Source organism: Bacillus sp. es.036 (assembly GCF_002563635.1).
Taxonomy (GTDB): Bacteria; Bacillota; Bacilli; order Bacillales; family Guptibacillaceae; genus Guptibacillus.
In genome coordinates, this window is the sequence record NZ_PDIZ01000001.1 from 1,392,821 (window position 1) to 1,417,516 (window position 24,696).

Here is a 24,696-nt window from a genome sequence, read left to right on the forward strand (position 1 = left end):
AAATGGGACCCGCTTTTATTCGTATATTGTTCGTTTTGCTTTCTGAACATGACGCAAACGAAGAAATAAGGTAATGGCCGCAACAAAAAGTCCAGCACTCAGACCGACCCAATAACCGTATGGACCAAACGCTGTGTATTTCGCAAGTATAAAACCTAAAGGAAGACCGATCACCCAATAAGAAATTAAGCTCATAACGAGTGTCACATTTACATCCTTATAACCTCGGAGTGCTCCCTGAATTGGAGCAGCAACAGCATCTGAAAGCTGGAAAAAGATCGCGTAGATTAAGAATACTTTAATCAGGTCGAATACGTTTTGATTACTTGTATACCAGCTTGCTACTGCATCATTGAAGAGATATAAACATAGAGCTGAAAACAAAGCCATACCAACTGCAAAAGCAATGCCTATGTAACTGTAGTGTTTCGCATCCAGTAATCTTTTTGCGCCAACTTCAAATCCGATAGCGATTGTTAACGCCATAGAAATACTAAGTGGAATCATATATAGAAGAGAGGCGAAGTTGATAGCCGCCTGATGAGCAGCAATCGTTTCGGTTGAATACGTGCTCATTAATAGCGTAACGGCGGCGAAAATACTTACTTCAAAAAAGATGGAAAAACCAATAGGCACGCCAATTTTCAACTGTTCTTTCCAAGTTGAAAATGAGATTGAATAAAAACGTTTGAAGATCCCGTATGCTCTAAACGGTCTTACTTTTATCACGACCAGTAATGCGATGAAAAGAATAAACCAGTAAGTGATCGCCGATGCATATCCGGCACCAACACCGCCTAACTTGGGAAATCCCCATTTACCAAAAATGAGAACGTAATTGAAAAATACATTGATTGGAAGCGATGTAAGAGTAACGAGCATCGTGGTTCTTGTCTCTCCAAGGGCATCAAAGAAACTTCTTAAAACGGAGTAAATAAACAGTGGGATAATCCCAAATGAAAGTCCGATTAAATACTCTTTTGCAATTTGAGCTACGTTGTCCTGAAGATCCATTGTATTTAAAATAGGATCCAAAATGAAACTTCCAACTACTAAAATACTAAGTGATAACACAATGGAAAGATAAATGCCTTGCAGGACTGAAAAAGAAACACGTTCTTCCTGTTTCGCCCCAATATAATGTGACACGATTGGCGTTATGGCAAGTAAAATGCCGCTTAAGCCTGTGAAGACAGGGACCCAAAGACTTGAGCCAATCGCAACCCCGGCAAGATCATTCGCCCCAGCTCTTCCGCTCATGATCGTGTCTACAAAGTTCATTGAATACAGACCAACTTGCGTAATTAAAATCGGGTACAAAATGACAATTAATAGTTTGATTTTTTCCTTGAGTGAATGTGTTGGATACATGGTGCAACATCCTTGCTATGTAGAATACTGAACACGGAAATTATAGCACATTCTACCTCATCAATTAGTAAGTTATGCTACACTAAATATGTGAAATAGTGAACATATAGAATGAGGTGTTAATCTATGAATAGGCGAGAAGAAGTGGATACAAATATTATTCTTTTTGATGGGGTTTGCAATTTATGCAATGGATTAGTAAAGTTTATGTTTAAATACGATAAGAAAGCCGTTTTCTCTTTTGCATCTCTTCAATCAGAAACGGCAGAGATCCTTCTTAGGAAAGCTGGTCTTACAGAAGTACCAGATAGTGTGATTGTGATAAAAGAAGGGAAGGCGCTAGTTAAATCCGAAGCAGCTCTTTCGATCATTCAACAACTTGGCGGATGGTTTAAGCTATTGCTAATATTTCGCTTATTCCCACGTTCAATTAGAGATCGGCTCTATGACGAAGTAGCCAAACGTCGTTATAAATGGTTCGGAAAAAAAGAAAGCTGTATGATCCCAACAAAGGAACAAAGAAAGCGGTTTTTGTGAAAAGAAAAACGTTGAAATTGCATTCCTATCAATTTTGTTGTTATATAATGGAAAAATAATGAAGAGAAGAAGGATATACGAATTCTTCTAGCAAGAAAGGCATTGATCACTCATATAACTTACATATCGCAATCATGCATCACTTGAGAGGAGGATTTCATGGAGCATGTCATTATAGTAGAGGGTGTATCTAAAAAGTATGGTTCTGTGTTTGCAGTGAAGGATTTATCTTTCTCCGTAAAAAAAGGTGAAATCTTCGGCATTATTGGTCCTAATGGTGCAGGCAAAACAACGACGCTTGAAATGCTTGAAGGTATATTAAAACCTAATAGCGGTACGATTGATGTATTAGGCTATGTTCCAACGAAACAGTTGCGCGCATTGAATAAGCGCATTGGCGTACAATTTCAATCCACTTCGATCCAAAAGAAAATGAAAGTAAAGGAAGCGCTTCAATTGTTTGCATCATTTTACGATGGGCCGAGTCAAAAGGATCATTTGATTGAATTACTCGGACTGCACGAGAAGTTAAACGTAAATTTTGAAGATCTATCAGGAGGTTGGAAGCAACGTGTCACGCTAGCACTCGCTACGATTCATCAGCCTGAAATCTTATTTCTTGATGAGCCAAGTATGGGGCTGGATCCTCATGCACGTAGGGAGATGTGGTCATTGATTGAACGATTGAGAAAACAGGGCTGTACAATTGTGATTACTACCCATTACATGGAGGAAGCAGAAAAATTATGCGACCGTGTCGCTATGATTTACCATGGTGAATTAAAAGCGCTTGATAAGCCACAGCAGCTATTAAGTGGGAGCATTTCAAAAAATATCACTTTCGAAAGCCATCAGTTAAAACTTGAGGATATAGAACCAATACCAGGTGTGATAAGAGTCGAAGAAAATGACGGGCTATTTCACGTGTTTTGTAAAAATCAGCAAGAAACAGCTTATCATATTTTTCGCATCTGTCATGAACGAGAAATTTCTCTTTCGAACTTCTATTTCGAGAAAGGTACTTTAGACGACTTATTTGTACACTATCTCGAAGAGGAGGTCGGCCAATGAACGCTGTCGTGCAGTTAGCGATTCTAGAAACGAAAATGTTCTTTCGAGATCGTTTAAGTGTGTTTTGGACCTTTCTTTTTCCTGTTGTCATGATCTGGCTTTTTGGTTCCATGTTCGTAGGAAATGAAATGAACGGCCTTACTTTTGCTGAGCAGTTTGTTCCTTCTTGGATTGGCGTAAACATTGTAACAACTTCTTTTTTTACTTTAGGTACGGTTCTTGCTGGCTACCGTGAAACAGGCGTTTTGCGAAGGTATCAATCAACCCCGCTTCAGCCTTGGAAAATTCTCGCAGCGCATACTGTGCAGGGGACTGTTATTTTCTTTTTTTCTGCAGTGTTACTGATGGTCTTTGGAATGTGGATGTATGGCCTCTCCTTACCTGAATATATTGGAAGCACACTGCTAGCTTTAGTTATTAGTATTCTAGCTTTCTTTCCTTTTGCTCTATTCCTTACATCGCTTGCTAAAAATACCCAGGCTGCTGCCGCAATTAGTTCCCTCTTCTTAAACGTCATGCTTTTTTTATCTGGGGCCACTTTTCCAATTGCCTTTATGCCAGAAGCGCTTCAGTTCGTTGCCAAACTACTTCCGCTTTATTATGTGATTAATTTGCTTCGCGGAACGTGGAACGAAGCTCCTATTTCCTCATATGGATTTGAAGTAGGGATTTTGTTAGGAATTTCAGTAGTTTCAATCCTACTGGCCTCTCGTTTTTTTAGATGGAGCGGAAAGTAGCAGTAGACGAAAATGGTAAGGGTTGTAAAAAATAAACTTTACTCATTTCAACCATCTTTAATTTGATGATTCGGTTTAAAATACGAACGTTTTATTGTTTTTATTTGAAAATATTCATGTTTTACTTGAACCTCACTTATGGGTTTGCTATGGTAGGTAAGTACTAACTAAATCAATTTTTACTCGTATATTCTCAGAAATATGGTCTGAGCGTTTCTACCCGGTTCCCGTTAAAGTACTGGACTACGAGTTGAAGTATGCTGATAACTGTCTTTGTTTTTATAATGAAAAATAAGATGACAGCTATTTTTTATACTTGAACTTTTGTGGTCTGGAGGGTAGAACATTACACCATCCAGACTTTTTTTTCACGAATACGAGAATGGTATTCTAGAAGGGAGCAGCAAAAGAAAGGTTAGTCAGTCAGGTTATCGTGTTTATTTTAAAAAATATCCGAACTTACATACTAGGGAGAGAGCAACCATGAGGAAACCAGTGATTAAAAAATACGTAGCAACAATGATGCTAACTTTACTTTTGCTAGTTGTTTTGTCAGCATGTAACTCTGAATCAGAATCTTCTGCAGAGCAAGAGACAACGGAGCGTCCCATTCTTGTTCAGGGACCAATGCCAATTGAAGCAGAAAAATTTGCAGAAAGATTAGAAAATGTGACGGAAGAAACTTCAGGATCATTTGTTTTTTATAAAGGAACGGTAGATGATTATCCAGTGATTGTTGCAAAGACAGGAAAAGGTATGGAAAATACAGCTGCTGCAACAGCCGTAGCCATCGAGAAGTACAATCCACTTGCGATTATCAACCAGGGTACTTCGGGTGGTCATGACCCCGAATTAGATGTATTTGATATCGTTCTAGGCAAAAGAACGACGAACACCGGGTCTCTAAAGACGGTTAATTTGAATGAGGATGAAGGTATAAAGCCAACGGAATGGAAGCCAATGGATTTAATGGCTTCTGAGGGTAGCGCAGGAGAAGATCCTGATGCAGAAAATATACGCTACTTTGAAGGAGACCGAGATTTACTTGCTGCAGCAAACGCTGTAAAAGATGACTATCAAAAAGGAAAAGTTGTGGAAGGAACGATCGGTTCTGCAGACGTGTGGAATAATGAAATTGATCGTATTAATTGGTTTCATGAGAAGTATGGTACATCCGTTGAAGAAATGGAAGGCGCAGCAGGAGCTCAAATCGCTCAAGCCTACGATGTCCCTTTCCTTGGGATTCGTATTCTTTCAAATAATAAAGTAAACGGAGGAGAATATAACCCAAGTACCGCTGAAGCAAATCAGGAATATGTTTACAAAGTTGTCCAACAATATATAAGAAATAACTAGAATACGGCCGTGTTTTAACAAGAAACAGCTTAAGTCATAAGTGCAAGGTAAGACGCACTTTTCTTAAGCTGTTTTTTATATTCTAAACTATCTCACTTTCCTACTTGCGACAGTATGCTAGTTTTTTGTGCATTTCATTTTACACTTTGTATAGTGTATCAAAGAAATGAATCTTCTACACTTTTATTAGAAAGAAAATTCAGTTAATTACTCGAATGGGAGGTTATACATATGTCAGATTCAGTGAAAATTGGGTTGATTCAGGCAAAAAATGAGGTTGATGGCAACGAACCGGTTGAGCTGCATAAGCAAAAAGCGATTGAAAAACATATTCAGCTTGTAAGAGAAGCAAGTGAAAAGGGGGCTCAAATTGTTTGTTTACAAGAGATTTTCTATGGACCGTATTTTTGTGCAGAGCAGAATACGAAGTGGTACGACGCTGCAGAAGAAATTCCGGAGGGACCAACAACGGTAAGGTTTCAAGCACTTGCTCGTGAACTTGGGATCGTGATCGTATTACCTATTTATGAACGTGAAGGCATATCAACTTATTACAACACAGCAGCTGTCCTTGATGCGGACGGTTCCTATCTTGGAAAATACCGAAAACAACATATTCCGCACGTAGCGGTTGGGGACAACGGACACGGGTTCTGGGAAAAGTATTATTTTAAGCCAGGAAACCTGGGTTACCCAGTGTTTGATACGGCTTTCGGCAAAATTGGCGTGTACATTTGTTATGATCGTCACTTTCCTGAAGGAGCGCGCTTGCTTGGGTTAAACGGAGCAGAAATTGTTTTTAACCCTTCCGCTACAGTAGCTGGACTTTCTGAATATTTATGGAAGCTTGAGCAGCCAGCTCATGCGGTAGCGAACGGCTACTATTTAGGAGCTATTAATCGTGTCGGGACTGAAGCGCCATGGAATATGGGAGAATTTTATGGCCAGTCTTATTTAGTAGATCCACGTGGCAACTTTGTTGCGATGGGCTCGCGTGATGAAGATGAAGTTATTATCGGTGAAGTGAATAAAAAGATGATTCGTGAAGTTCGAGATACATGGCAATTCTATCGTGATCGCCGTCCAGAAACTTACGGAGAAATGACGTCGTTATTACCTTAGCGAGCAGGTGTGGTTTGGCCACCTGCTTTTTCGTTTAAAGCTCTTGCAGAACAGAGCTCATTTTATTTATAGGGGGGACTCATATGAGTACTAGCGAACCAATGATTCAACGAGAGCTTCAGAAACGATTTACCGAAGTCACACCACCGCTCACGAACCAGGAAGCGTTTCAAGAATCGCAAAGGTGTCTTTATTGTTACGATGCTCCGTGCATCCAGGCGTGTCCAACCGGCATTGATATCCCTACCTTTATTAAGAAAATCGCGTCAGGTAATATGAAAGGTTCCGCTAAAACAATCATGACAGCCAATCCAGTAGGGGCAAGCTGTGCAAGAGTTTGTCCAACTGAAGAACTATGTGAAGGTGCTTGCGTACTTAATCATTCGACGAAACCGATTTTAATCGGAAACCTTCAAAGGTACGCCACTGATTGGGCAATAAAAAATGATCAAGTCCTATTTAAAGAAGGTCAACCAAACGGTAAGAGCGTCGCCATTGTGGGGGGAGGTCCAGCGGGATTATCTGCCGCTCGCGAGCTTGCTCTACTTGGGTATAGTGTGACGGTTTATGAAGCTGAAAAGCAAGCAGGGGGTCTCGATACGTATGGGATCGTCTCATTTCGCTTACCAAAGGCAATATCTTTATGGGAAGTTGAGCAAATTGAAAAACTAGGCGTTACGATTAAAACGGGTGTAAAGATTGGGGAAGATATTCCATTTACTGAGCTTCTTTCAACGAATGATCGCGTGATTTTAGCAATTGGAATGGCAAACGTCCCTGATCTTCAAATTCCAGGAGAAAATGCGGAGGGCGTTTATGATGCGATTGAACTCGTTAAGATGACGAAAGACGCACCATTTCCAACTCACTTAAAAAATAAGAAAGTTGTTGTTATTGGTGCGGGAAATACTGCAATCGATGGTGCTACTTGCTCCGTTCGACTTGAAGCAGAAAATGTGAAAATTCTTTATCGTCGATCCGAACAAGAAATGACCGCCTATGATTTTGAATACGAGTTTGCCAAACAAGATGGCGTTGAGTTTCGCTGGTTAACCCAGCCGGTCGAAATCATCACAAATGAATCAGGAGAAGTAAAAGGAATGAAATGCGTTAAAATGAAGCTCTCAGAAGCCGCTGAAGATGGGAGAAGGAGCACTGAACCTATTCCGAACTCTGAATTTTTAATTGAATGCGATGCGATCGTAAAGGCGATCGGTCAAAAGCGTCATCTTTCTTTTATTGAAGATCTTGGTATTGCGCATAACGACGGCGTTATTTTAATTAACCCTGATACGATGGAAACATCCAATCCAAAAATCTATGCTTGTGGAGATGTGATCTTTGGAAAAGGACAGGGGGAAGCCATGGTTGTTTCCGCGGCACAACAAGGGAAAACAGCTGCTTATCATATGCATGAAAGTTTAAAAGAAACGTACTCAGCTTAAGAGGAGAAAGGGGAATAACGATGGCAGATCTTAGAACGAACCTTGCGGGAATTACTTCACCGAACCCATTTTGGCTCGCATCTGCACCACCTACGAACTCAGGCTATCAAGTGCAGCGTGCGTTTGAAGCAGGATGGGGAGGAGCTGTTTGGAAAACGTTAGGGGATCCAATTCTAAATGTTTCTTCAAGATACGCAGCCGTTCACTTTAATGGGCAGCGCGTAGCTGGATTTAATAATATTGAGCTCATCACGGATCGACCACTGGAAGTGAATTTAAAAGAAATCTATGAAACGAAGAAAAAATTTCCAAATCACGCTGTAGTTGCTTCGTTAATGGTTGAGCCCAATCAAGATGCATGGCATGAAATTGTTAAAAAGACAGAGGCGGCAGGTGTCGATGGTCTCGAACTTAACTTTGGTTGTCCTCATGGAATGGCTGAACGAGGAATGGGGTCTGCGTCCGGGCAAGTGCCTGAACTTGTAGAAAAGCAAACCTATTGGGCCAAAGAAGCGGCTGAAACACCAGTTATAGTTAAGTTAACACCTAATATTACGGATATTACTGCTACGGCTGAGGCTGCTGTTAGGGGTGGAGCCGATGCGGTGAGCATGATTAATACGATTAATAGTCTTGCTGGAGTGGATATTGATACGTGGCGACCCATTCCGCATGTTGGAGGAAAAGGCGCACATGGTGGCTATTGTGGACCTGCCGTGAAGCCGATCGCATTAAACATGGTCAGTGAATGTGCTAGGAATAGTCGTATTAATGTCCCGATTTCTGGTATGGGTGGCGTATCTAATTGGCAGAATGCGATTGAATTTATGTTAATGGGCGCAAGCAATGTACAAATTTGTACAGCAGCGATGCACCACGGTTTCCGCATTGTCGAAGATCTTATCGACGGTTTGTCTACGTATCTTGATGAAAGAGGCATTCTTTCAGTTCAAGACATTATTGGAAAATCTGTTCCTACCTTTTCAGACTGGGGAAACCTCGACCTTAATTACAAAGTTGTCGCGCGGATTAATAATGACGTTTGCATTAATTGCAATAAATGTCACATTGCCTGCGAAGACACTTCTCATCAATGTATTGATATGTTAAAAGATCCACAAGGACATGCCATTCTTCAAGTAAGAGAAGAAGATTGTGTTGGCTGTAATTTATGTTCAATCGTCTGTCCAGTTGATGGTGCGATTGATATGGTGGAGCTAAAAAGTGACTTGCCACCGATGACCTGGAATGAACGTCAATCGCTCATCGGTTCCCTTAAAGATCATAAAGTTACCAAGTAAATAGGAGGACTTAAAATGAAAAAAATTATTCGAAATGGAACGATTGTAACGGCAAGTGAAACGTATCAGGCAGATATTCTTATATCAAATGGCGTTATCTCTTCTATCGGAAAAAGCATTGAAGTGGAGGGTGCTGAAGTTGTTGATGCTACGGATCGCTATGTTTTTCCTGGCGGTATTGACCCCCATACACATCTTGAAATGCCATTTGGAGGCACAGTAACAAAAGACGATTTTGAAACTGGAACGATAGCGGCAGCGTTTGGTGGAACAACCTCGGTCATTGATTTTTGTCTCACTGAAAAAGGAAAACCACTTTCTCACGCAATTAAAACGTGGCATGACAAATCAAAAGATAAATCGGTTATCGATTATAGCTTTCACTTAATGATTAGTGAAATAAATGACGCTGTTTTGGATCAATTACCTGATGTGATCAATCAAGAAGGAATTACATCTTTTAAAGTATTTATGGCCTATAAAAACGTCTTTCAAGCAGATGATGAAACACTTTATCGTACCCTTTTAGCAGCGAAAGAGCATGGGGCACTCGTCATGGTTCATGCGGAAAATGGAGATGTTATCGAATATTTAACAAAAGAAGCGCTAGCAAAAGGACAGACAGAGCCGATTTATCATGCTCTTACAAGGCCACCGGAAGTTGAAGGAGAGGCCACTGGGCGTGCTGCACAATTAACAGGACTCGCTTCTTCTCAATTATATGTCGTTCACGTAAGTTGCCAGGAGGCGGCTGATAAAATTGCGGAAGCAAGAAAGAAAGGCTATGACATACATGGAGAAACGTGTCCGCAATACCTTGTTTTAGACCAATCGTACTTAGAGAAACCTAACTTCGAAGGCGCAAAATATGTATGGAGTCCACCTCTGAGAGAAAAATGGAATCAGGATGCGCTGTGGAATGCACTTAGAACGGGACAGCTAGAAACAATTGGCTCGGATCAGTGCTCTTTTGACTTTAGTGGTCAAAAAGATTTGGGAAGAGATGATTTTACAAAAATTCCAAATGGCGGACCAATGATTGAAGATCGATTTAGCATTCTTTTTTCAGAAGGTGTTCGAAAAGGTAGGATTTCGTTAAACAAATTTGTTGATATTACTTCTACAAAATCAGCTAAGCTATTTGGGCTATTTCCAAAGAAAGGAACCATTTCGATTGGAGCTGATGCCGATTTAGTCATTTTTAATCCAGAAACAAAACGAAAAATTTCTGCCGACACTCACCATATGGCAGTTGACTACAATGCGTTCGAAGGGATGGAAGTGACTGGTGAACCTGAAACAGTACTAGTAAGAGGAGAGTTTGTTATCAAAAACAAACAGTTTGTTGGAACACCGGGTTCAGGACAGTATCTGAAACGAGCAAAGTATGGCAAGACGACAAATATGACAGACAAGCCGATGATGATCCAGTAAGAGACTGAAAAAGGAGATAGCTGAATGAAAAAAGATGAAAGCTATTTAAAATCACCGGACCTTTTGCCAATTGCTCATAAGGATAAAAAGATCGGGACCGGCGGGTTTGCCATGATGTGGGTTGGGATGGCTGTTGTGCTTGCAGCGTTTGCAATTGGTGGAGCAGGGGTTCAATCCTTATCACTGACATGGGTCGTCGTTGCAACGATTATTGGAACGATTGGAATTGGGTTGTTTATTACGGTGATAGGTGATATTGGCATTGAACATGGGTTATCTTTTCCCGTTTATATGAGAGCGCCTTTTGGAACGATTGGAACTCATATACCCTCAATCGTTAGAGGACTTGCAGCATCATTCTGGTTTGGAATCAACACTTACTTTGGCGCAACCGCGATGAATGCGATTTTAAACGTTCTATTTGGATTTGATAACTGGTTCGTCTGTTTCCTTATATTTGCTACTGTTCAGCTTGTTAATACAGCGCTTGGCATTAAAGCTGTGGAACGATTCGCAGATCTTGCCGCCCCTGTTATTATCATTATTTCGGTTTGGATGTACGCTTCTCTTTCAGAACAAGCCATTTCTCAAGGCAGAGAAGTGTGGGCTTGGATTGAAAGTCCTGTAACAGGTGGGGCTGCAGTAACTGCTTTTCTTGTCGTCATCTTTAGTAATATGGGATTTTGGGCAACGATTTCAGCTGACATTCCATCGATCTCTCGCTTCATAAAAGCTCCTAAGTTTGAACGAAGCTGGGTAAAAAGAAATAAAGGAACACTTGTCGGAAGTATGGTTGCGTTACCGATTACCCAGACCTTCATGGTCGTAATCGGTGGTGTGTCTTACATTGCTGTATCAAATTACGATCCAGTAGTTGCGTTACAAGAAGCCGCGACAGGTTTGGTGCTAGGTGTCCTTCTATTAATGATTGTACTTGCACAGTGGTCAACAAATGTTTCTGCAAATCTTGTGCCAGCCGCAACGATTTTTTCAAATGTTGGAGGTCCAAGAGTACCGTTTTGGGCTGGGGTATTCATTGCCGGGATTGTTGGATCGGTTGTTCAGCCTTGGAGTCTATTTAATATACTTATCCCTATTCTATTGATCGTGGGTGGGATCTTATCCGCTATCGTTGGTATTCTCTTTGCTGACTATTATCTTTTACGAAAAAGACGCGTAAATGTGCCAGACTTGTATGAGAAAGATGGCCAGTATCGCTATATGAACGGTGTTAACGCTGCTGGTTTTATCGCCTGGTTCATCGGGGGATTAGCTGCTTATTTTCTTTCTAACTACTCGTTTTTAGTCGGTTTTCTTGTAGGCGCCGGCACTTATTACGTATTAGCAAAGTACTGGTGGTTCAAAAAATACAAACAAGCAGAAATGCTTGATCCAAGTGATGAGAAATATCTCGGCATTACAGTTGGGCGTGATTGGATCATCGGAAGTGACAGTGAATCTCAAGCTGTGCAAGAAGTCGGTAGTGGACTTGATGAAAGGAGGTAAGGTGATGAAAGAACATCAGCATTACTTAATTGAACGCGAGAAGATCGACTATTTTATTGATCGTGGCTATCGCATTAATGGAATTACGGAAAATTTAAGTGGAGCCTTCATCGAGTTTGTTCTAAAGGACGTAAAGTCAGGTGAAATTTCGAATGAAATTCTTCATATTCAGACAGCAAATGGGAGAAAATATTTCTCAGCTCTTCTATTAAAACAGATCCAATCCGTTACCTAAGGAGGAGGGAAGAGATGGAGTACAACTTGTATTCAAAAGATAGCGCCTATCCATGTGAAGTGACGATCGATGAGGAAAACGGTCGCTATATGATAAGAAAAGCGGATACGAGCGGAGAAATATTTAATTCAGCAGCGGAATTAACGTCATGGATTCGATCCAATTGGAAAGAGACGGACTTTCGAAGTAAAAAACAGTATTATTATCTCATGGAACTATTAGATGAATATGAATGGGAAGTCGAATCCGGGCAATAGTTGTCCGGTGTTTTTTTATTTATTATATAAATTTCATATACCGTACAAATATCAAATAAATAAAATCTGGCATTATGACTAATTGTGTCACAATATAGAGAATAAGTAGAAATGATTTTGATGATATAGTAAAGTTATTCTCACGAGATGTAAGCGCTAACATAAATGATGACTGAAAGATAATCTTCCACAATTCCCCATCATTACAAAACTTCATGGTTAGATTAATCATATAATCTTCAGAAGAGGAAGTGATCGGATGCTGCGAATGACCAGTTTAACAGTCCATGAAGTGTTAGAAAGAGATCATTTTCAACATGCTACTGTCATAGCTGGTAAAGAGGGCTTAACTAGACGAATTAAATGGGTGCACGTGATGGAAGTAACGAGTGTAAAACAGCTTTTACATGGAGAAGAATTAATTCTATCGACTGGCTTTGTATGGAAAGATAATGTGCAGGTTTTTCGTTCGATCGTAAAACAATTGATACAAAGTCATGCTGCAGGTCTTTGTATTGAAATTGGTACATATATGGATCATATCCCCTTAGAAATTATCGAACTGGCTAATGAACATCAATTCCCCATCATTGTATTTACAAAAGAAGTTCGCTTTGTAGATATCACTCAAGATCTTCACTCCCTTTTAATTGCCCATCATTATCAAATGATTTCAGATCTCGAACAATTTTCACAAGAGCTCAACCGTCTCCTTCTTCTTCCTGGATGTTTAACGAAGATTTTATCGCTATTGTCTATAAAAACAGGTATGCAGGTTATTTATAATCCAAAAGAAGCAGCGCCTATTTTTGTGCCAGAAGCGACAGAAGAAAAACGAGAAACTTTCATGCATTTTCTGAAAATCCAACCTGACGGGAAAGGGCTCGTACTTCAACCCGTTCGTGCAATGGATTATCATTTTGCAAACCTTAGCCTTGTACCAGCACAGCATGCGTCCGTCTCAGATTATGACATGTTACTACTTGATCGTAGCGCAACCGCAATTGCTCAATATCTTCTTCGAGAGCTATATATTGAAGAAAAGAAGCGAGCATTAGAGACAGAGTGGTTATATGACTGGCTTGAAGGTAAGCACACGGAAGAGCGAATTTTGTCCTATCTCGTTGACGTAGACGAAACACTCATACCACGTGGACTTCATGTATGTACATGCAAATTTAAAAAGCCACATGATTCATACACATCTTCTCAAATGACGTATTTCATGCTCCTTATGCGTTCGATGTTTGAGCAAGAAGGTTTTTTTATATTATCGTTAACAACTCGGAATAAGCTGATCATTATCGTACTAAATAGGCGGACAGAAGAAAATGTGGAAGAACGATTGCGTGAAGCTTTTAACCGTTTTCTACAAAGTGATATTTTACAGAAAGAAACCGTACCAGAAGTTGAAAAAATTGGGGTTGGGAAACATGTCCGATTATTAAAAGACATGCACAGAAGCTATGATTCGTCGCTTGAAACCATCACGATGAATGACAAGATACCGACAAACCCTTCCCTCGTTACCTATTACAACGACTTTCATATCTATCGTATGATCTTCCACCTGGCAAAAGGAAAAGAGCTAAATGAGTTTATGTATGATTATTTAGATCCGGTTATTGAATATGATGTAAAGAACAATAGTAATCTTTTAAACACCTTGAAAGTCTATATGTGTTGTAATGGTTCAAAAAAGGAAACTGCTGAACAACTCTATGTAGTGAGACAAACACTCTATCACCGCTTAGAAAAACTAGAGGAATTGCTTGGCCCAGATTTCATGTGTTCTCCGAAACGTTTAGCAATCGAATTCGCTATTCATGCATACAGTTATTTAAAACAGCAGGGCTAAATGTGCAACGTGTACAAAACGTAGCATATCCATGTTACGTTTTGTCTAATGAATGAAAGCCGTTACATCCCCTACAATGAAAATAGGAAAGATTAAAGGAGGGCATGTAATGACTGTTGTAAAAAAGGGAACCACTTTATTAAAAAACTTTGTCAACGGAGAATGGGTGAGCGCCAAAAGTAAAGATACGCTTGAGGTACCAAATCCTGCAACTGATGAAAACCTAGCATTTGTGCCACTGTCTTCAAAAGAGGACGTGGATCTTGCGGTTAGTGCTGCATCAGCTGCCTATCAAACATGGAGTAAAGTACCTGTTCCGAAAAGGGCACGCATCCTTTTTAAGTATCACTCCCTTTTAGTGAAACACCATGATGAACTAGCAGAACTAGTTGTAAAAGAAAATGGTAAAAGCTTTAAAGAAGCTCATGGAGAAGTGCTTCGAGGTATTGAGTGTGTAGAGTTTGCAACAGGTGCCCCTTCTTTAATGATGGGAGACAATCTGTTGACGATTGCAGAAAATATTGATTCAGAAATGTTCCGCTATCCAGTAGGAGTAGTCGGAGGGATTACACCTTTTAACTTTCCAATGATGGTGCCACATTGGATGTTTCCACTTGCGATCGCGTGTGGCAATACGTTTGTCTTAAAGCCTTCTGAACGAACGCCAATTCTTGCTAATCGTATGGCTGAATTATTAACAGAAGCAGGATTACCAAAAGGCGTATTTAATATCGTGCACGGAGCACATGACGTTGTAAATGGCTTATTAGAACATGATGACATAAAAGCAATTTCATTTGTCGGATCCCAACCAGTTGCTAAATATGTCTATGAAGAAGCTGCCTCTCGTGGTAAAAGAGTGCAGGCCCTTTCTGGAGCCAAAAATCATCATATTGTTATGCCCGATGCTGATATTGAGAAAGCAGTACAACAAGTCATAAGCTCAACATTTGGTAGTGCTGGACAGCGGTGTATGGCTTGTAGTGCCGTTGTGATTGTTGGAGATGGTGAGTCATTTATTTCTGCACTTAAAGAAAAAGCAGATGATTTAAAAATGGGAAATGGTTTAGATGAAGAAGTTCTACTAACGCCTGTTATCCGAAAATCTCATCGAGAAAAAGTGCTAGGTTATATCGATAAAGGATTAGAAGAAGGGGCAGCGTTAATTCGTGATGGTCGCAGAGAAATAGATGCTCACGAAGAAGGGAACTTTCTTGGACCAACAATATTTGATGAAGTAACGCCTGATATGACGATTGCGAAAGAAGAAATATTCGCACCTGTTCTAAGCTTGTTACATGCAGATTCGATCGATTCCGCTCTCGGCATTCTTCGTAAATCACGATATGGAAATGGTGCGACTATTTATACGAAAGATGCAGGTGTGATTAGGCAATTCCGTGAAGAAGCAGATGCGGGGATGCTTGGTGTTAATGTTGGTGTACCAGCTCCTATGGCTTTTTTCCCTTTTTCAGGATGGAAAGATTCTTTTTATGGGGATCTGCATGCAAATGGAAAAGATGGTGTCAATTTTTATACAAGAAGAAAAATGATTACAACTCGCTTTGACTACTAGAGGGGAGAGAAGAGTATGCAAACTGCTCACGAGAATCTTGCAGGAAAAGACGAGAAATATGTTTGGCATGCGATGCGACCATATGATCCGAAATCGACAATGGTAATTGAAAAAGCAAAAGGCGCGTGGTTATCTGATTACGATGGGAATCAATTTCTTGATGCTATGGCGGGTCTTTGGTGTGTGAATGTTGGATATGGTCGAGAAGAGCTCGCTCAGGCAGCTTTCGATCAGCTTAAAGAACTATCTTATTATCCCTTAACACATACACATGCTCCGGCGATTAAATTAGCGGAAAAGTTAAATGAAATGCTTGGTGGAGGATATGTCATCTTCTTTTCAAACAGCGGTTCTGAAGCAAATGAAACTGCATTTAAGATCGCCAGGCAGTATCATGAGCAAAAAGGGGAAGGAAGTAGACATAAAATTGTTTCACGTTATCGGGCGTATCATGGAAATACGATGGGGTCATTAGCTGCAACCGGTCAGGCACAGCGGAAGTATAAGTATGAACCGCTTGGCCAGGGCTTTTTACATGTGCAGCCACCAGATACGTACCGTGATGTAGAAGACGATCGGGTTCAACTTGCGTCCGTCAAAGCAGTTGACGATCTGATGACCTGGGAACTGAGTCAGACTGTAGCAGCAATGATCATGGAACCCATCATCACAGGTGGAGGAATCATCATGCCTCAACAAGATTACATGAAATCCGTAAAAGAAGTATGCGAAAAGCACGGTGCTCTTTTAATCTGTGATGAAGTGATTTGTGGTTTTGGAAGAACAGGTAAAGCATTTGGTTTTATGAATTACGATGTTAAACCTGACATTGTAACAATGGCAAAGGGGCTAACGAGTGGATACCTTCCTTTATCAGCTACAGCAGTGAAAGAAGAAATTTATGAAGCATTTAAAGGGAAAGGTTCATATGATCACTTTCGTCACATAAATACATTCGGAGGTAATCCTGCATCATGCGCACTTGCTCTAAAAAATCTAGAAATTATGGAACGGGAAAAGCTTTTCGACCGGTCTCAAGAATTAGGAGAAAAGCTGAAGCGTCAATTAATAGAGCAGTTATCTTCTCATTCCAATGTCGGCGATATCCGTGGGAAAGGGTTGTTGATTGGAATTGAGCTTGTTGAAGACAAAAGGACAAAAAAACCGCTTGCCGTGGGGGAACTAAATAAAGTGATCGGTTATTGCAAATCGAAGGGAGTAATCATCGGAAAAAATGGTGACACCGTAGCAGGTTATAATAATGTTCTTACGATGGCCCCTCCATTAATGATCGAAGAAAAAGACATCGATTTACTTGTGGATACCATTGTAGAAGGAATATCCCATTTATAAAGGTGCGCCTCACGCGCACTTTTTCCTATGGACTCGTTATAAAAAAAGATTGAATAATTAAAATAATTGGTTTATAGTAAAGATGTTACATACCGACTGGTTAGTTGATAAAGGAGGATGAAAATGAAAGCGATTCAATTAACAGAGTTTGGTGGTCCGGAAGTATTAAAACTAATCGACTTGGATGTGCCTGAGCCAAAAGGACACGAAGTACTTATTGAGATTCAAGCAATCGGGGTTAATTACGCAGATACCGCAAGAAGAGAAGGCCAATATGTTGTGGAAACACCTCTACCGTATGTGCCAGGTTCTGAAGTGGCTGGTGTTGTAAAAGCAGTTGGAGAAAAAGTGACTTCTGTAAAACCAGGTTCTTCGGTGGTCACATTATTAGGCACAAAAAATGCAACAGGTTATGCAGAATATACGTTAGCTGATGAAAGAGGACTCATTGCGATTCCAGATGGCGTTGATCCTCAGTATGCAGTAGCTCTCCCTCTACAGGGATTAAGTGCTTATCACACACTTAAGACAATGGGGCGTTTTGAAAATGGAGAAACGGTTTTGATTCATGCTGCAGCAGGCGGCGTTGGAACAATTGCAGTACAGCTCGCCAGACTATGGGGAGCTAAAACAATTATTGGTACAGCAAGCAGTGAAGAGAAAAGAAAGCTTGCAGCTGATATGGGAGCAGATATTACGATCGATTATACGAAAGAAGGCTGGGAACAAGAAGTTTTAGAAGCTACGGAAGGTAAGGGAGTAGACGTGATTCTTGAAATGGCAGGAGGAGACGTTTTCAGAAAATCGTTGAATTGCCTTGCACCTTTCGGACGACTCGTCATATATGGGGTAGCAAGTGGAGAACAAAGCCGCTTTTATCCATCTTCCTTAATGGAGAAAAATCAGTCTGTAGTTGGCTTTTTTCTACCACAGATGATGCGTAAGCCGTCTCTTTATCAGAAGAGTCTAGAAGAACTCCTAAACTATATGCAGAGTGGAGAACTTAAATTGACGATCGGCGGGGTTTTTGAGTTAGAAAAGGCAGCTGATGTTCATCGTATGCTTCAAGGACGCCAAACGAAAGGGAAGTTAATCCTAACTCCTTGATTGAAAAAAGAAGCGTGCATCAAACAAAGACGATCGAATTTGGTCGTCTTTTTTACATGGAGAAATTAGTTTTGATATTCTCTGTTAGAAAATCGCTATTGCCTATTCACTATGTTAACACTTTGTGGTAATTTAGTATTGCACTGTGTTAATATTCGAAATATTTTTCAGTGAAAATTTGATATTGTTGAAAATTTTTTCGGAAATTTGCTTGAAAGTTTTGTGAGCAATCTAATACTATGCTAAAATATCAATGAAAGCGTTTTTTTAAAAGAATGTTTCAAAAAGTGAAAAGAGTGTAAAGAACTAGTAAGAAACTAAACTTTAACGAAGTTAGAAACCGTTCAATGCACGATTTAAGATTAAACCCAGCAGGGAGGTAGCATGCTTTGAATACCAAACAGTCCAGAGTGGAACATCCATGGCAAGAATTTTATGGACCAAACCTTGGCTATGCCATTGAATTATACGAGAAATATCAAGAGGATCCTGAGTCAGTTGATCCTGAAATGCGTCAAAAATTTGATCAGTGGGGACCTCCACCATCATCACAGGAAGTCATTGAATCTACTAGTCAGCCAGCCAACCTCAAAAAGGTTATTTCTGCTGTTAAATTAGCCGACAACATTCGTACATATGGGCATTTGGCAGCAGCAATTAATCCACTAACGAATGAAAAATCTGATCAAGATTTCATGACACCTCAAAATTACGGGCTTTCCGATGAAGACTTGAAAGCGATTCCTGCTCAGGTTATTTGGGAGAACGCACCAAGAGATGTCACCAATGGACTACAAGCAATTCAAAAACTTCAGGATCTTTATACAAAGTCCATGTCTTATGAGTTTACTCATGTTCATGCGGAAGATGAGCGTAAATGGTTAGATGAGATGGTTGAGAATGATTCTGTAAGCCGTACGCTTACGAATGACGATCGTATCGCACTGCTAAGAAGACTAACAGAAGTAGAAGGCTTTGAAAAATTCCTTCATAAAACATTTGTTGGCCAAAAGCGTTTCTCGATTGAGGGCGTTGATGCTATGGTGCCAATGCTAGATGATGTGATTAAATGTGGTGCAAGTGATGGTGCTAAGAACGTTATGATTGGAATGGCTCACCGTGGTCGCTTAAATGTTCTTACACACGTATTAAATAAGCCTTACGAAAAGATTTTTGCGGAATTCCACCATGCACCAAACAAGGAACTCGTTCCTTCTGAAGGTTCAATGGGTATTAACTATGGTTGGACAGGCGATGTCAAATATCATATGGGTGCTGACAGACAAATCGAGGATTCGGAAACAGCAAGTGCAACAATTACACTAGCCAATAATCCAAGCCACCTTGAGTTTGTTGATCCTGTTGTAGAAGGTTATGCTCGCGCTGCACAAGAAACGCGTAATGAAAAAGGTGAACCGAAGCAAGATTTCACTAAATCTTTTGCGATATTAATCCATGGTGACGCTGCTTTTCCAGGCGAAGGTGTGGTAGCAGAAACGCTAAACTTAAGTCAGCTAAAGGGATATCATACGGGTGGCACAATTCATATCATCGCCAATAATCAGCTAGGTTTTACAACGGAAAGCACGGATTCGAGATCTACAAAGTATGCAAGCGATCTCGCAAAAGGATACGAAATTCCGATTGTTCATGTGAACGCCGATGATCCAGAAGCTTGTCTTGCAGCGATGCATCTTGCGTATGAATATCGAATGAAATTTAATAAAGATTTCCTTATTGATTTAATTGGCTATCGTCGTTTCGGTCATAATGAAATGGATGATCCAGCAGTTACTCAGCCACATTTATATGAAAAAATTAAGAATCATCCTACTGTTCGAGCGAGCTATGCAAAGTATTTAACAGAGCAAAGTGTGATAGAAGACGGTCAGGGCGAAAAGTTAGATGAAGAAGTACTTTCTGAGCTTCAGACCGAATACGACAAGATCGCTAAAGGTGGAGACGGGAATGGCGAAGTACAAGAGCTTCAACCACCAAAAGAAATTGTTAAGGGACTCCCTTCTATAGATACAGCTGTTTCACTAGAAACGCTAAAAGATATTAACAACAAGCTGTTAACCCGTCCAGATGGATTTAATGTCTATCCTAAGCTTGAGCGCATTCTAAAACGCCGACTTGATATGTTAGAAGAAGGCGGTAAAGTAGACTGGGCGCTAGGTGAAACGTTGGCATTTGCTTCAATTCTTAGCGACGGAACGCCAATTCGTATTACAGGGCAGGACTCTCAGCGTGGAACATTTGCTCAGCGTCATCTCGTTCTTCATGATAAAGAAACAGGCGTAACTTTTTGCCCACTACATGAATTACCAGAAGCTGAATCATCCTTTGCGATTCACAATAGTCCACTTTCTGAAGCATCAGTGGTCGGGTTTGAATACGGATATAACGTATTTGCACCAGAAACGCTCGTTATTTGGGAAGCGCAGTATGGTGACTTTGCGAATGCCGCTCAGGTCATTTTTGATCAATTCGTTTCGGCCGGTCGAGCTAAATGGGGACAAAAATCAGGAATGGTTCTTTTACTACCGCATGGTTACGAAGGTCAAGGTCCTGAACATTCAAGTGGCCGAGTTGAACGCTTCTTGACATTAGCTGCTGAAAATAACTGGACAGTTGCTAATTTAACGAGTGCTGCTCAGTACTTCCACATTTTAAGAAGACAAGCGGCTATTCTAGAGAAACAGGAAGTGCGTCCACTTGTTATCATGACGCCAAAGAGCCTTCTTCGTAATCAGCGCACATCATCTCCTGGCTTTGAATTTAGTCAAGGCCAGTTCTTGAGTGTTGTGGAGCAAGCAGGACTTGGTGAAAAGAAAGATAAAGTGGAGCGTATTGTTTTATGTACTGGTAAAGTAGCTGTGGACCTTGCAACTGAAATAGAGTCTTCTGATGAGAAGTACGATTGGCTACACGTTCTTAGAGTAGAGCAGCTATATCCATTCCCTGAAGAAGAAGTGAAAAACATATTTGACCGCTATTCAAACGTCAAAGAAATTATCTGGCTGCAAGAAGAACCAAAAAATATGGGATCTTGGAATTACATTTCTCCTCGTTTAAGGGAGACGGCATCAGAAGGCGTTTCTGTAAGCTATGTAGGACGTCCGGATCGTTCAAGTCCTGCTGGCGGAGAACCGAATGTGCATAAAAAAGATCAAGAACGAATCATTCAGGAAGTACTAGAACCATCTAAAACTGTTTCCCATCAAGGAGGTAATCGTCGTGATTGAAGTTAAAGTACCAGAACTAGCAGAATCCATTACAGAAGGTACCATTTCTCAATGGTTAATCAAAGTAGGAGACAAAGTTGAAAAAGGTGACAACCTTGTTGAGCTTGAAACAGATAAAGTTAACATTGAAGTGAGTGCAGAAAACGATGGCGTCATTGAAGAACTTTTGAAAGAGCCTGGCGATAATGTTGAAGTTGGAGAGATTATTGCTTATCTTGGCAACGGAGAAGGTAGTTCTTCTAAGTCGTCAGATCAAGACTCTTCTCCAAAAGAAGAAGCAAAGAAAGAAGAGAAAGAAGCACCTGAAGAAGCAAAGTCAAACGAAGAATCTAAGGCGCATGCAACAGACTCTTCAGAAGACGAAAAATCTGAGAATGGACGCACAGTAGCTTCACCTTCTGCAAGAAAGCTTGCACGTGAACTAGGCGTTGATTTGAATAACGTTGAAACGCGTGATCCATTAGGTCGCGTTCGACCAGACGATGTGAAGGCTCATGCAGACAAAGCAAACCAAAAAGAAGCGCCTAAGGAAAAGAAACAAGAGGCACCTAAGCAACAAAAACCATCTCCTGAAGCGAATGACGGCAAACCGGTTGAGAGAGTTAAGATGTCTCGTCGTCGTCAAACCATTGCGAAACGTCTTGTTGAAGTTCAGCATACTGCAGCAATGCTAACAACTTTTAACGAAGTAGACATGACGGCAATTATGGAACTTCGGAAACGTCGCAAAGATAAATTCCTTGAAGATAATGATGTGAAGCTTGGCTTTATGTCCTTCTTTACGAAAGCAGTTGTTGGCGCACTTAAGAAATATCCTCGTTTAAACGCGGAAATTCAGGATACTGATATTGTACTGAAGAAATTTTATGATATCGGTATCGCAGTTGGAGCAGAAGAAGGACTAGTAGTACCAGTCGTTCGTGATGCAGACAAGCTATCTTTTGCAGGAATTGAACAAGAAATTGGTAATCTTGCAAAGAAAGCACGAGACAATAAACTTAAACTTGATGAACTACAAGGTGGATCATTTACGATTACAAACGGAGGAATCTTTGGATCGATGCTTTCAACACCGATTCTAAATGCACCTCAAGTTGGTATACTAGGTATGCACAAGATCCAGTGGCGCCCTATGGCAATTGATCAGGAACGAATGGAAAACCGTCCGATGATGTACATTGCACTATCCTATGATCACCGTATTGTTGACGGTGGAGAAGCAGTTAGCTTCCTTGCTAAAATTAAAGAACTTCTTGAAGATCCAGAACAGCTTCTTCTAGAAGGATAAATCGAAAGAACCTGAATCAGTAGATTCAGGTTCTTTTTCTACATTTTTGAAAGGAGAAGGCGGATCCTTTATCTTATCGCTCCTGTCATGTAAAATAGAAAGAAAGTTGAAAGGGGTGAAAGATTTGATTCATCAAACATGGAAAGAGACATCAACGATTAAAAAGGTGAAGTGCATACATACTGATGCCAAGAAGTACATGGTTAACCGTGTTTTAACTGAAGGTCAAATTTATGAAGTGAAAAATGAAACAGAAGAATTTTTATTCGTCTTAGACAATAGTGGTAAAATCGGTGGGTTTTATAAAGAGTATTTTGAAGAAGTAGAGTAAGTGTAGGAAACCAGATCAAAAGTGATCTGGTTTTTTTGTTAGCGCAAAAAGGGACATTGGATTATATCCAATGCCCCTTACGTAAGTTAACAAAATTGATCATTTTTGTTAGGGTTCTTCAATCCGAAAATCGGTCTTAAATAAAGAGCAAGATAGGATCCTGCCAGAGCAACGACCATCCAAACCCAGCCGTGGAGACTAAAGGAAGCAATTCCGCCAAAATAGGCACCTATATTACATCCGAAGGCTAGTCTAGCACCGTATCCCATAAGCAGTCCTCCAATGATCGATGCGGCTGCTAACTTAAATGGCACTCTTCTCATGATAAAGGCCCCGCCAGCGCCAGCTGCCACAAATGCACCAAGAATAACACCAAAGTTCATGACGCTTGTAGAATCAGTAAGAATCGATTGCTGGAGTGCTTCACCTTTCGCGCCTGACCAATATCCCCATTGTGTTACATCAATTCCAAGAAACAAAGCGATTTTTGATCCCCATAAAGCAAAAGCGGATGTAATTCCCCATGGATTTCCGCGCGATATCAATGTGAGGGCATTTAAAACAGCTAATGCGATTGCTGCAATCCAAATCGGCCATGAGCCACGAAAAATTCGCTTCCAACCTGATGTTGTAGGAAGAGGCTTCATTTTTGGTGGCTGTCGTTTTTTAGCGATGAATTTTACAGCGAAAAAAATAATCCCAAACAATGCAAGTTGCACAATCCAGGCACCAAAATATCCTAATCCAGTATCTTCAGCTAAGGAGATAGCTTGAAAAGAAGGCATTTGATTTACCCAGAAATCAAAGTGCCATGCACCGATGACAGATCCGACGATAAAACCGAAAAGAGTAAGTAGCATTTCAGTTTTCCCCCACCCTACTGTATAGAGTGTACCTGAAGCGCATCCCCCGCCTAGCTGCATCCCAATTCCAAATAAGAATGAACCAACCACTACGCTTGTTCCAACAGGAAATACATATCCCGTTGGAGTCGTTCCAAATAATCCAAAGCCGTTAGAGAGAATCGGCGCAAACAGCGTACTAGCTACCGCAAGCATCAGCATATGCGACTGAATTGCTGTTCCATTTCCTACACTTAATAATTGTCTGAAAGCAGAAGTGAAACCAAATCTTGCATGTAATAAACAATAGCCAAGTAATAATCCTAAGCCAAATAAGACAAATTGCTGAATTCCTTGATCCACTAATAAGATTAACGCGAGTAGTCCAATGACCAAAAAGCCTCCTGTTAAAACGGGCTTTTGAGGAGCTTTTAAGAAAGGTAATTGTAAGTTTGTTTTTGAAGAGTGAACAGGTTGTTCCATTGCCATGTATAATGCACCTCATTCCGATGTATTTAGTATGAATTGATTTGTATATCCTACATGAATTTTTTATATCTGTAAACTATTACATACCAAATCTTTTTAACTCTATCGATGAAATAGACATATCTTTCTCTACTTGGAGATTGTGCTATAATGACACGTGTAGCAATGAAGGTTAATTTATTCATCAGGAGCTTAAGATTAGGTTTTAAAACCGTCTCAGGCTATTGGAGGT

General features: G+C 40.4%; 20 protein-coding genes and 1 riboswitch. Of the genes, 18 read left to right on the top strand and 2 right to left on the bottom strand.

Going from position 1 to position 24,696, the window contains the following annotated elements; all coding sequences use genetic code 11:
- Window positions 1-15: 15 nt before the first annotated feature.
- The gene (locus tag ATG70_RS07205; RefSeq protein WP_098443657.1) at window positions 16-1,371 is read right to left on the bottom strand and encodes an MATE family efflux transporter; all 1,356 of its coding nucleotides are present in this window, start codon (window positions 1,369-1,371) and stop codon (window positions 16-18) included.
- 126 nt (window positions 1,372-1,497) lie between these two features.
- On the opposite strand from ATG70_RS07205, the gene ATG70_RS07210 reads away from it, so the two are divergent.
- The 18 genes from ATG70_RS07210 to ATG70_RS07295 all read left to right on the top strand — a co-directional run bounded on the left by ATG70_RS07210 (window position 1,498) and on the right by ATG70_RS07295 (window position 23,133).
- Complete coding sequence (locus ATG70_RS07210; protein ID WP_098443658.1) at window positions 1,498-1,908, top strand: thiol-disulfide oxidoreductase DCC family protein; 411 nt, start codon at window positions 1,498-1,500, stop codon at window positions 1,906-1,908.
- A gap of 159 nt (window positions 1,909-2,067) precedes the next feature.
- The gene (locus ATG70_RS07215) at window positions 2,068-2,979 is read left to right on the top strand and encodes an ABC transporter ATP-binding protein (protein WP_098443659.1); all 912 of its coding nucleotides are present in this window, start codon (window positions 2,068-2,070) and stop codon (window positions 2,977-2,979) included.
- Window positions 2,976-3,716: an ABC transporter permease gene (locus tag ATG70_RS07220; protein WP_098443660.1), complete on the top strand. Its 741-nt coding sequence runs from the start codon at window positions 2,976-2,978 to the stop codon at window positions 3,714-3,716. Before ATG70_RS07215 ends, ATG70_RS07220 begins: the two co-directional genes overlap by 4 nt.
- A 163-nt stretch (window positions 3,717-3,879) precedes the next feature.
- Window positions 3,880-3,982, top strand: a riboswitch (purine riboswitch).
- A 217-nt stretch (window positions 3,983-4,199) separates the two neighbouring features.
- Window positions 4,200-5,072 carry a 5'-methylthioadenosine/S-adenosylhomocysteine nucleosidase gene (locus ATG70_RS07225; protein WP_098443661.1) on the top strand — a complete coding sequence of 291 codons (873 nt, stop codon included), beginning with the start codon at window positions 4,200-4,202 and terminating at the stop codon, window positions 5,070-5,072.
- 231 nt (window positions 5,073-5,303) lie between these two features.
- On the top strand, window positions 5,304-6,194 hold the full coding sequence (locus tag ATG70_RS07230; protein WP_098443662.1) for a nitrilase-related carbon-nitrogen hydrolase: 891 nt from the start codon (window positions 5,304-5,306) through the stop codon (window positions 6,192-6,194).
- Between the two features lie 83 nt (window positions 6,195-6,277).
- Complete coding sequence (locus ATG70_RS07235) at window positions 6,278-7,639, top strand: NAD(P)-dependent oxidoreductase (RefSeq protein ID WP_257147636.1); 1,362 nt, start codon at window positions 6,278-6,280, stop codon at window positions 7,637-7,639.
- 20 nt (window positions 7,640-7,659) lie between these two features.
- Complete coding sequence (preA, locus tag ATG70_RS07240; RefSeq protein ID WP_098443663.1) at window positions 7,660-8,940, top strand: NAD-dependent dihydropyrimidine dehydrogenase subunit PreA; 1,281 nt, start codon at window positions 7,660-7,662, stop codon at window positions 8,938-8,940.
- A gap of 15 nt (window positions 8,941-8,955) precedes the next feature.
- Window positions 8,956-10,374 carry a dihydropyrimidinase gene (gene hydA, locus ATG70_RS07245; RefSeq protein WP_098443664.1) on the top strand — a complete coding sequence of 473 codons (1,419 nt, stop codon included), beginning with the start codon at window positions 8,956-8,958 and terminating at the stop codon, window positions 10,372-10,374.
- Window positions 10,375-10,398: 24 nt separating this feature from the next.
- Window positions 10,399-11,880 (top strand): NCS1 family transporter, encoded by a 1,482-nt coding sequence (locus ATG70_RS07250; protein WP_098443665.1) that lies wholly within the window; start codon window positions 10,399-10,401, stop codon window positions 11,878-11,880.
- A 4-nt stretch (window positions 11,881-11,884) separates the two neighbouring features.
- Entirely contained in the window at window positions 11,885-12,115 is a 231-nt protein-coding gene (locus ATG70_RS07255) for a hypothetical protein (RefSeq protein ID WP_098443666.1), read from the top strand.
- 14 nt (window positions 12,116-12,129) lie between these two features.
- Window positions 12,130-12,372 carry a hypothetical protein gene (locus tag ATG70_RS07260; RefSeq protein ID WP_098443667.1) on the top strand — a complete coding sequence of 81 codons (243 nt, stop codon included), beginning with the start codon at window positions 12,130-12,132 and terminating at the stop codon, window positions 12,370-12,372.
- A 259-nt stretch (window positions 12,373-12,631) separates the two neighbouring features.
- The gene (locus ATG70_RS07265; protein WP_098443668.1) at window positions 12,632-14,230 is read left to right on the top strand and encodes a PucR family transcriptional regulator; all 1,599 of its coding nucleotides are present in this window, start codon (window positions 12,632-12,634) and stop codon (window positions 14,228-14,230) included.
- Window positions 14,231-14,339: 109 nt separating this feature from the next.
- Window positions 14,340-15,806: a CoA-acylating methylmalonate-semialdehyde dehydrogenase gene (locus tag ATG70_RS07270; protein WP_098443669.1), complete on the top strand. Its 1,467-nt coding sequence runs from the start codon at window positions 14,340-14,342 to the stop codon at window positions 15,804-15,806.
- Window positions 15,807-15,821: 15 nt separating this feature from the next.
- Entirely contained in the window at window positions 15,822-17,159 is a 1,338-nt protein-coding gene (locus ATG70_RS07275) for an aspartate aminotransferase family protein (RefSeq protein ID WP_098443670.1), read from the top strand.
- Between the two features lie 123 nt (window positions 17,160-17,282).
- Window positions 17,283-18,266, top strand: coding sequence for a quinone oxidoreductase family protein (locus tag ATG70_RS07280; RefSeq protein ID WP_098443671.1), 984 nt, complete (start codon window positions 17,283-17,285; stop codon window positions 18,264-18,266).
- A gap of 389 nt (window positions 18,267-18,655) precedes the next feature.
- On the top strand, window positions 18,656-21,514 hold the full coding sequence (locus ATG70_RS07285) for a 2-oxoglutarate dehydrogenase E1 component (protein ID WP_098443672.1): 2,859 nt from the start codon (window positions 18,656-18,658) through the stop codon (window positions 21,512-21,514).
- The gene (gene odhB / locus ATG70_RS07290; RefSeq protein WP_098443673.1) at window positions 21,507-22,802 is read left to right on the top strand and encodes a 2-oxoglutarate dehydrogenase complex dihydrolipoyllysine-residue succinyltransferase; all 1,296 of its coding nucleotides are present in this window, start codon (window positions 21,507-21,509) and stop codon (window positions 22,800-22,802) included. Before ATG70_RS07285 ends, odhB begins: the two co-directional genes overlap by 8 nt.
- Before the next feature lie 124 nt (window positions 22,803-22,926).
- On the top strand, window positions 22,927-23,133 hold the full coding sequence (locus tag ATG70_RS07295; RefSeq protein WP_098443674.1) for a DUF6501 family protein: 207 nt from the start codon (window positions 22,927-22,929) through the stop codon (window positions 23,131-23,133).
- A gap of 86 nt (window positions 23,134-23,219) precedes the next feature.
- Here ATG70_RS07295 and ATG70_RS07300 read toward each other — a convergent pair whose 3' ends face one another.
- Complete coding sequence (locus tag ATG70_RS07300) at window positions 23,220-24,458, bottom strand: YeeE/YedE family protein (RefSeq protein WP_257147766.1); 1,239 nt, start codon at window positions 24,456-24,458, stop codon at window positions 23,220-23,222.
- Window positions 24,459-24,696 lie beyond the last annotated feature (238 nt).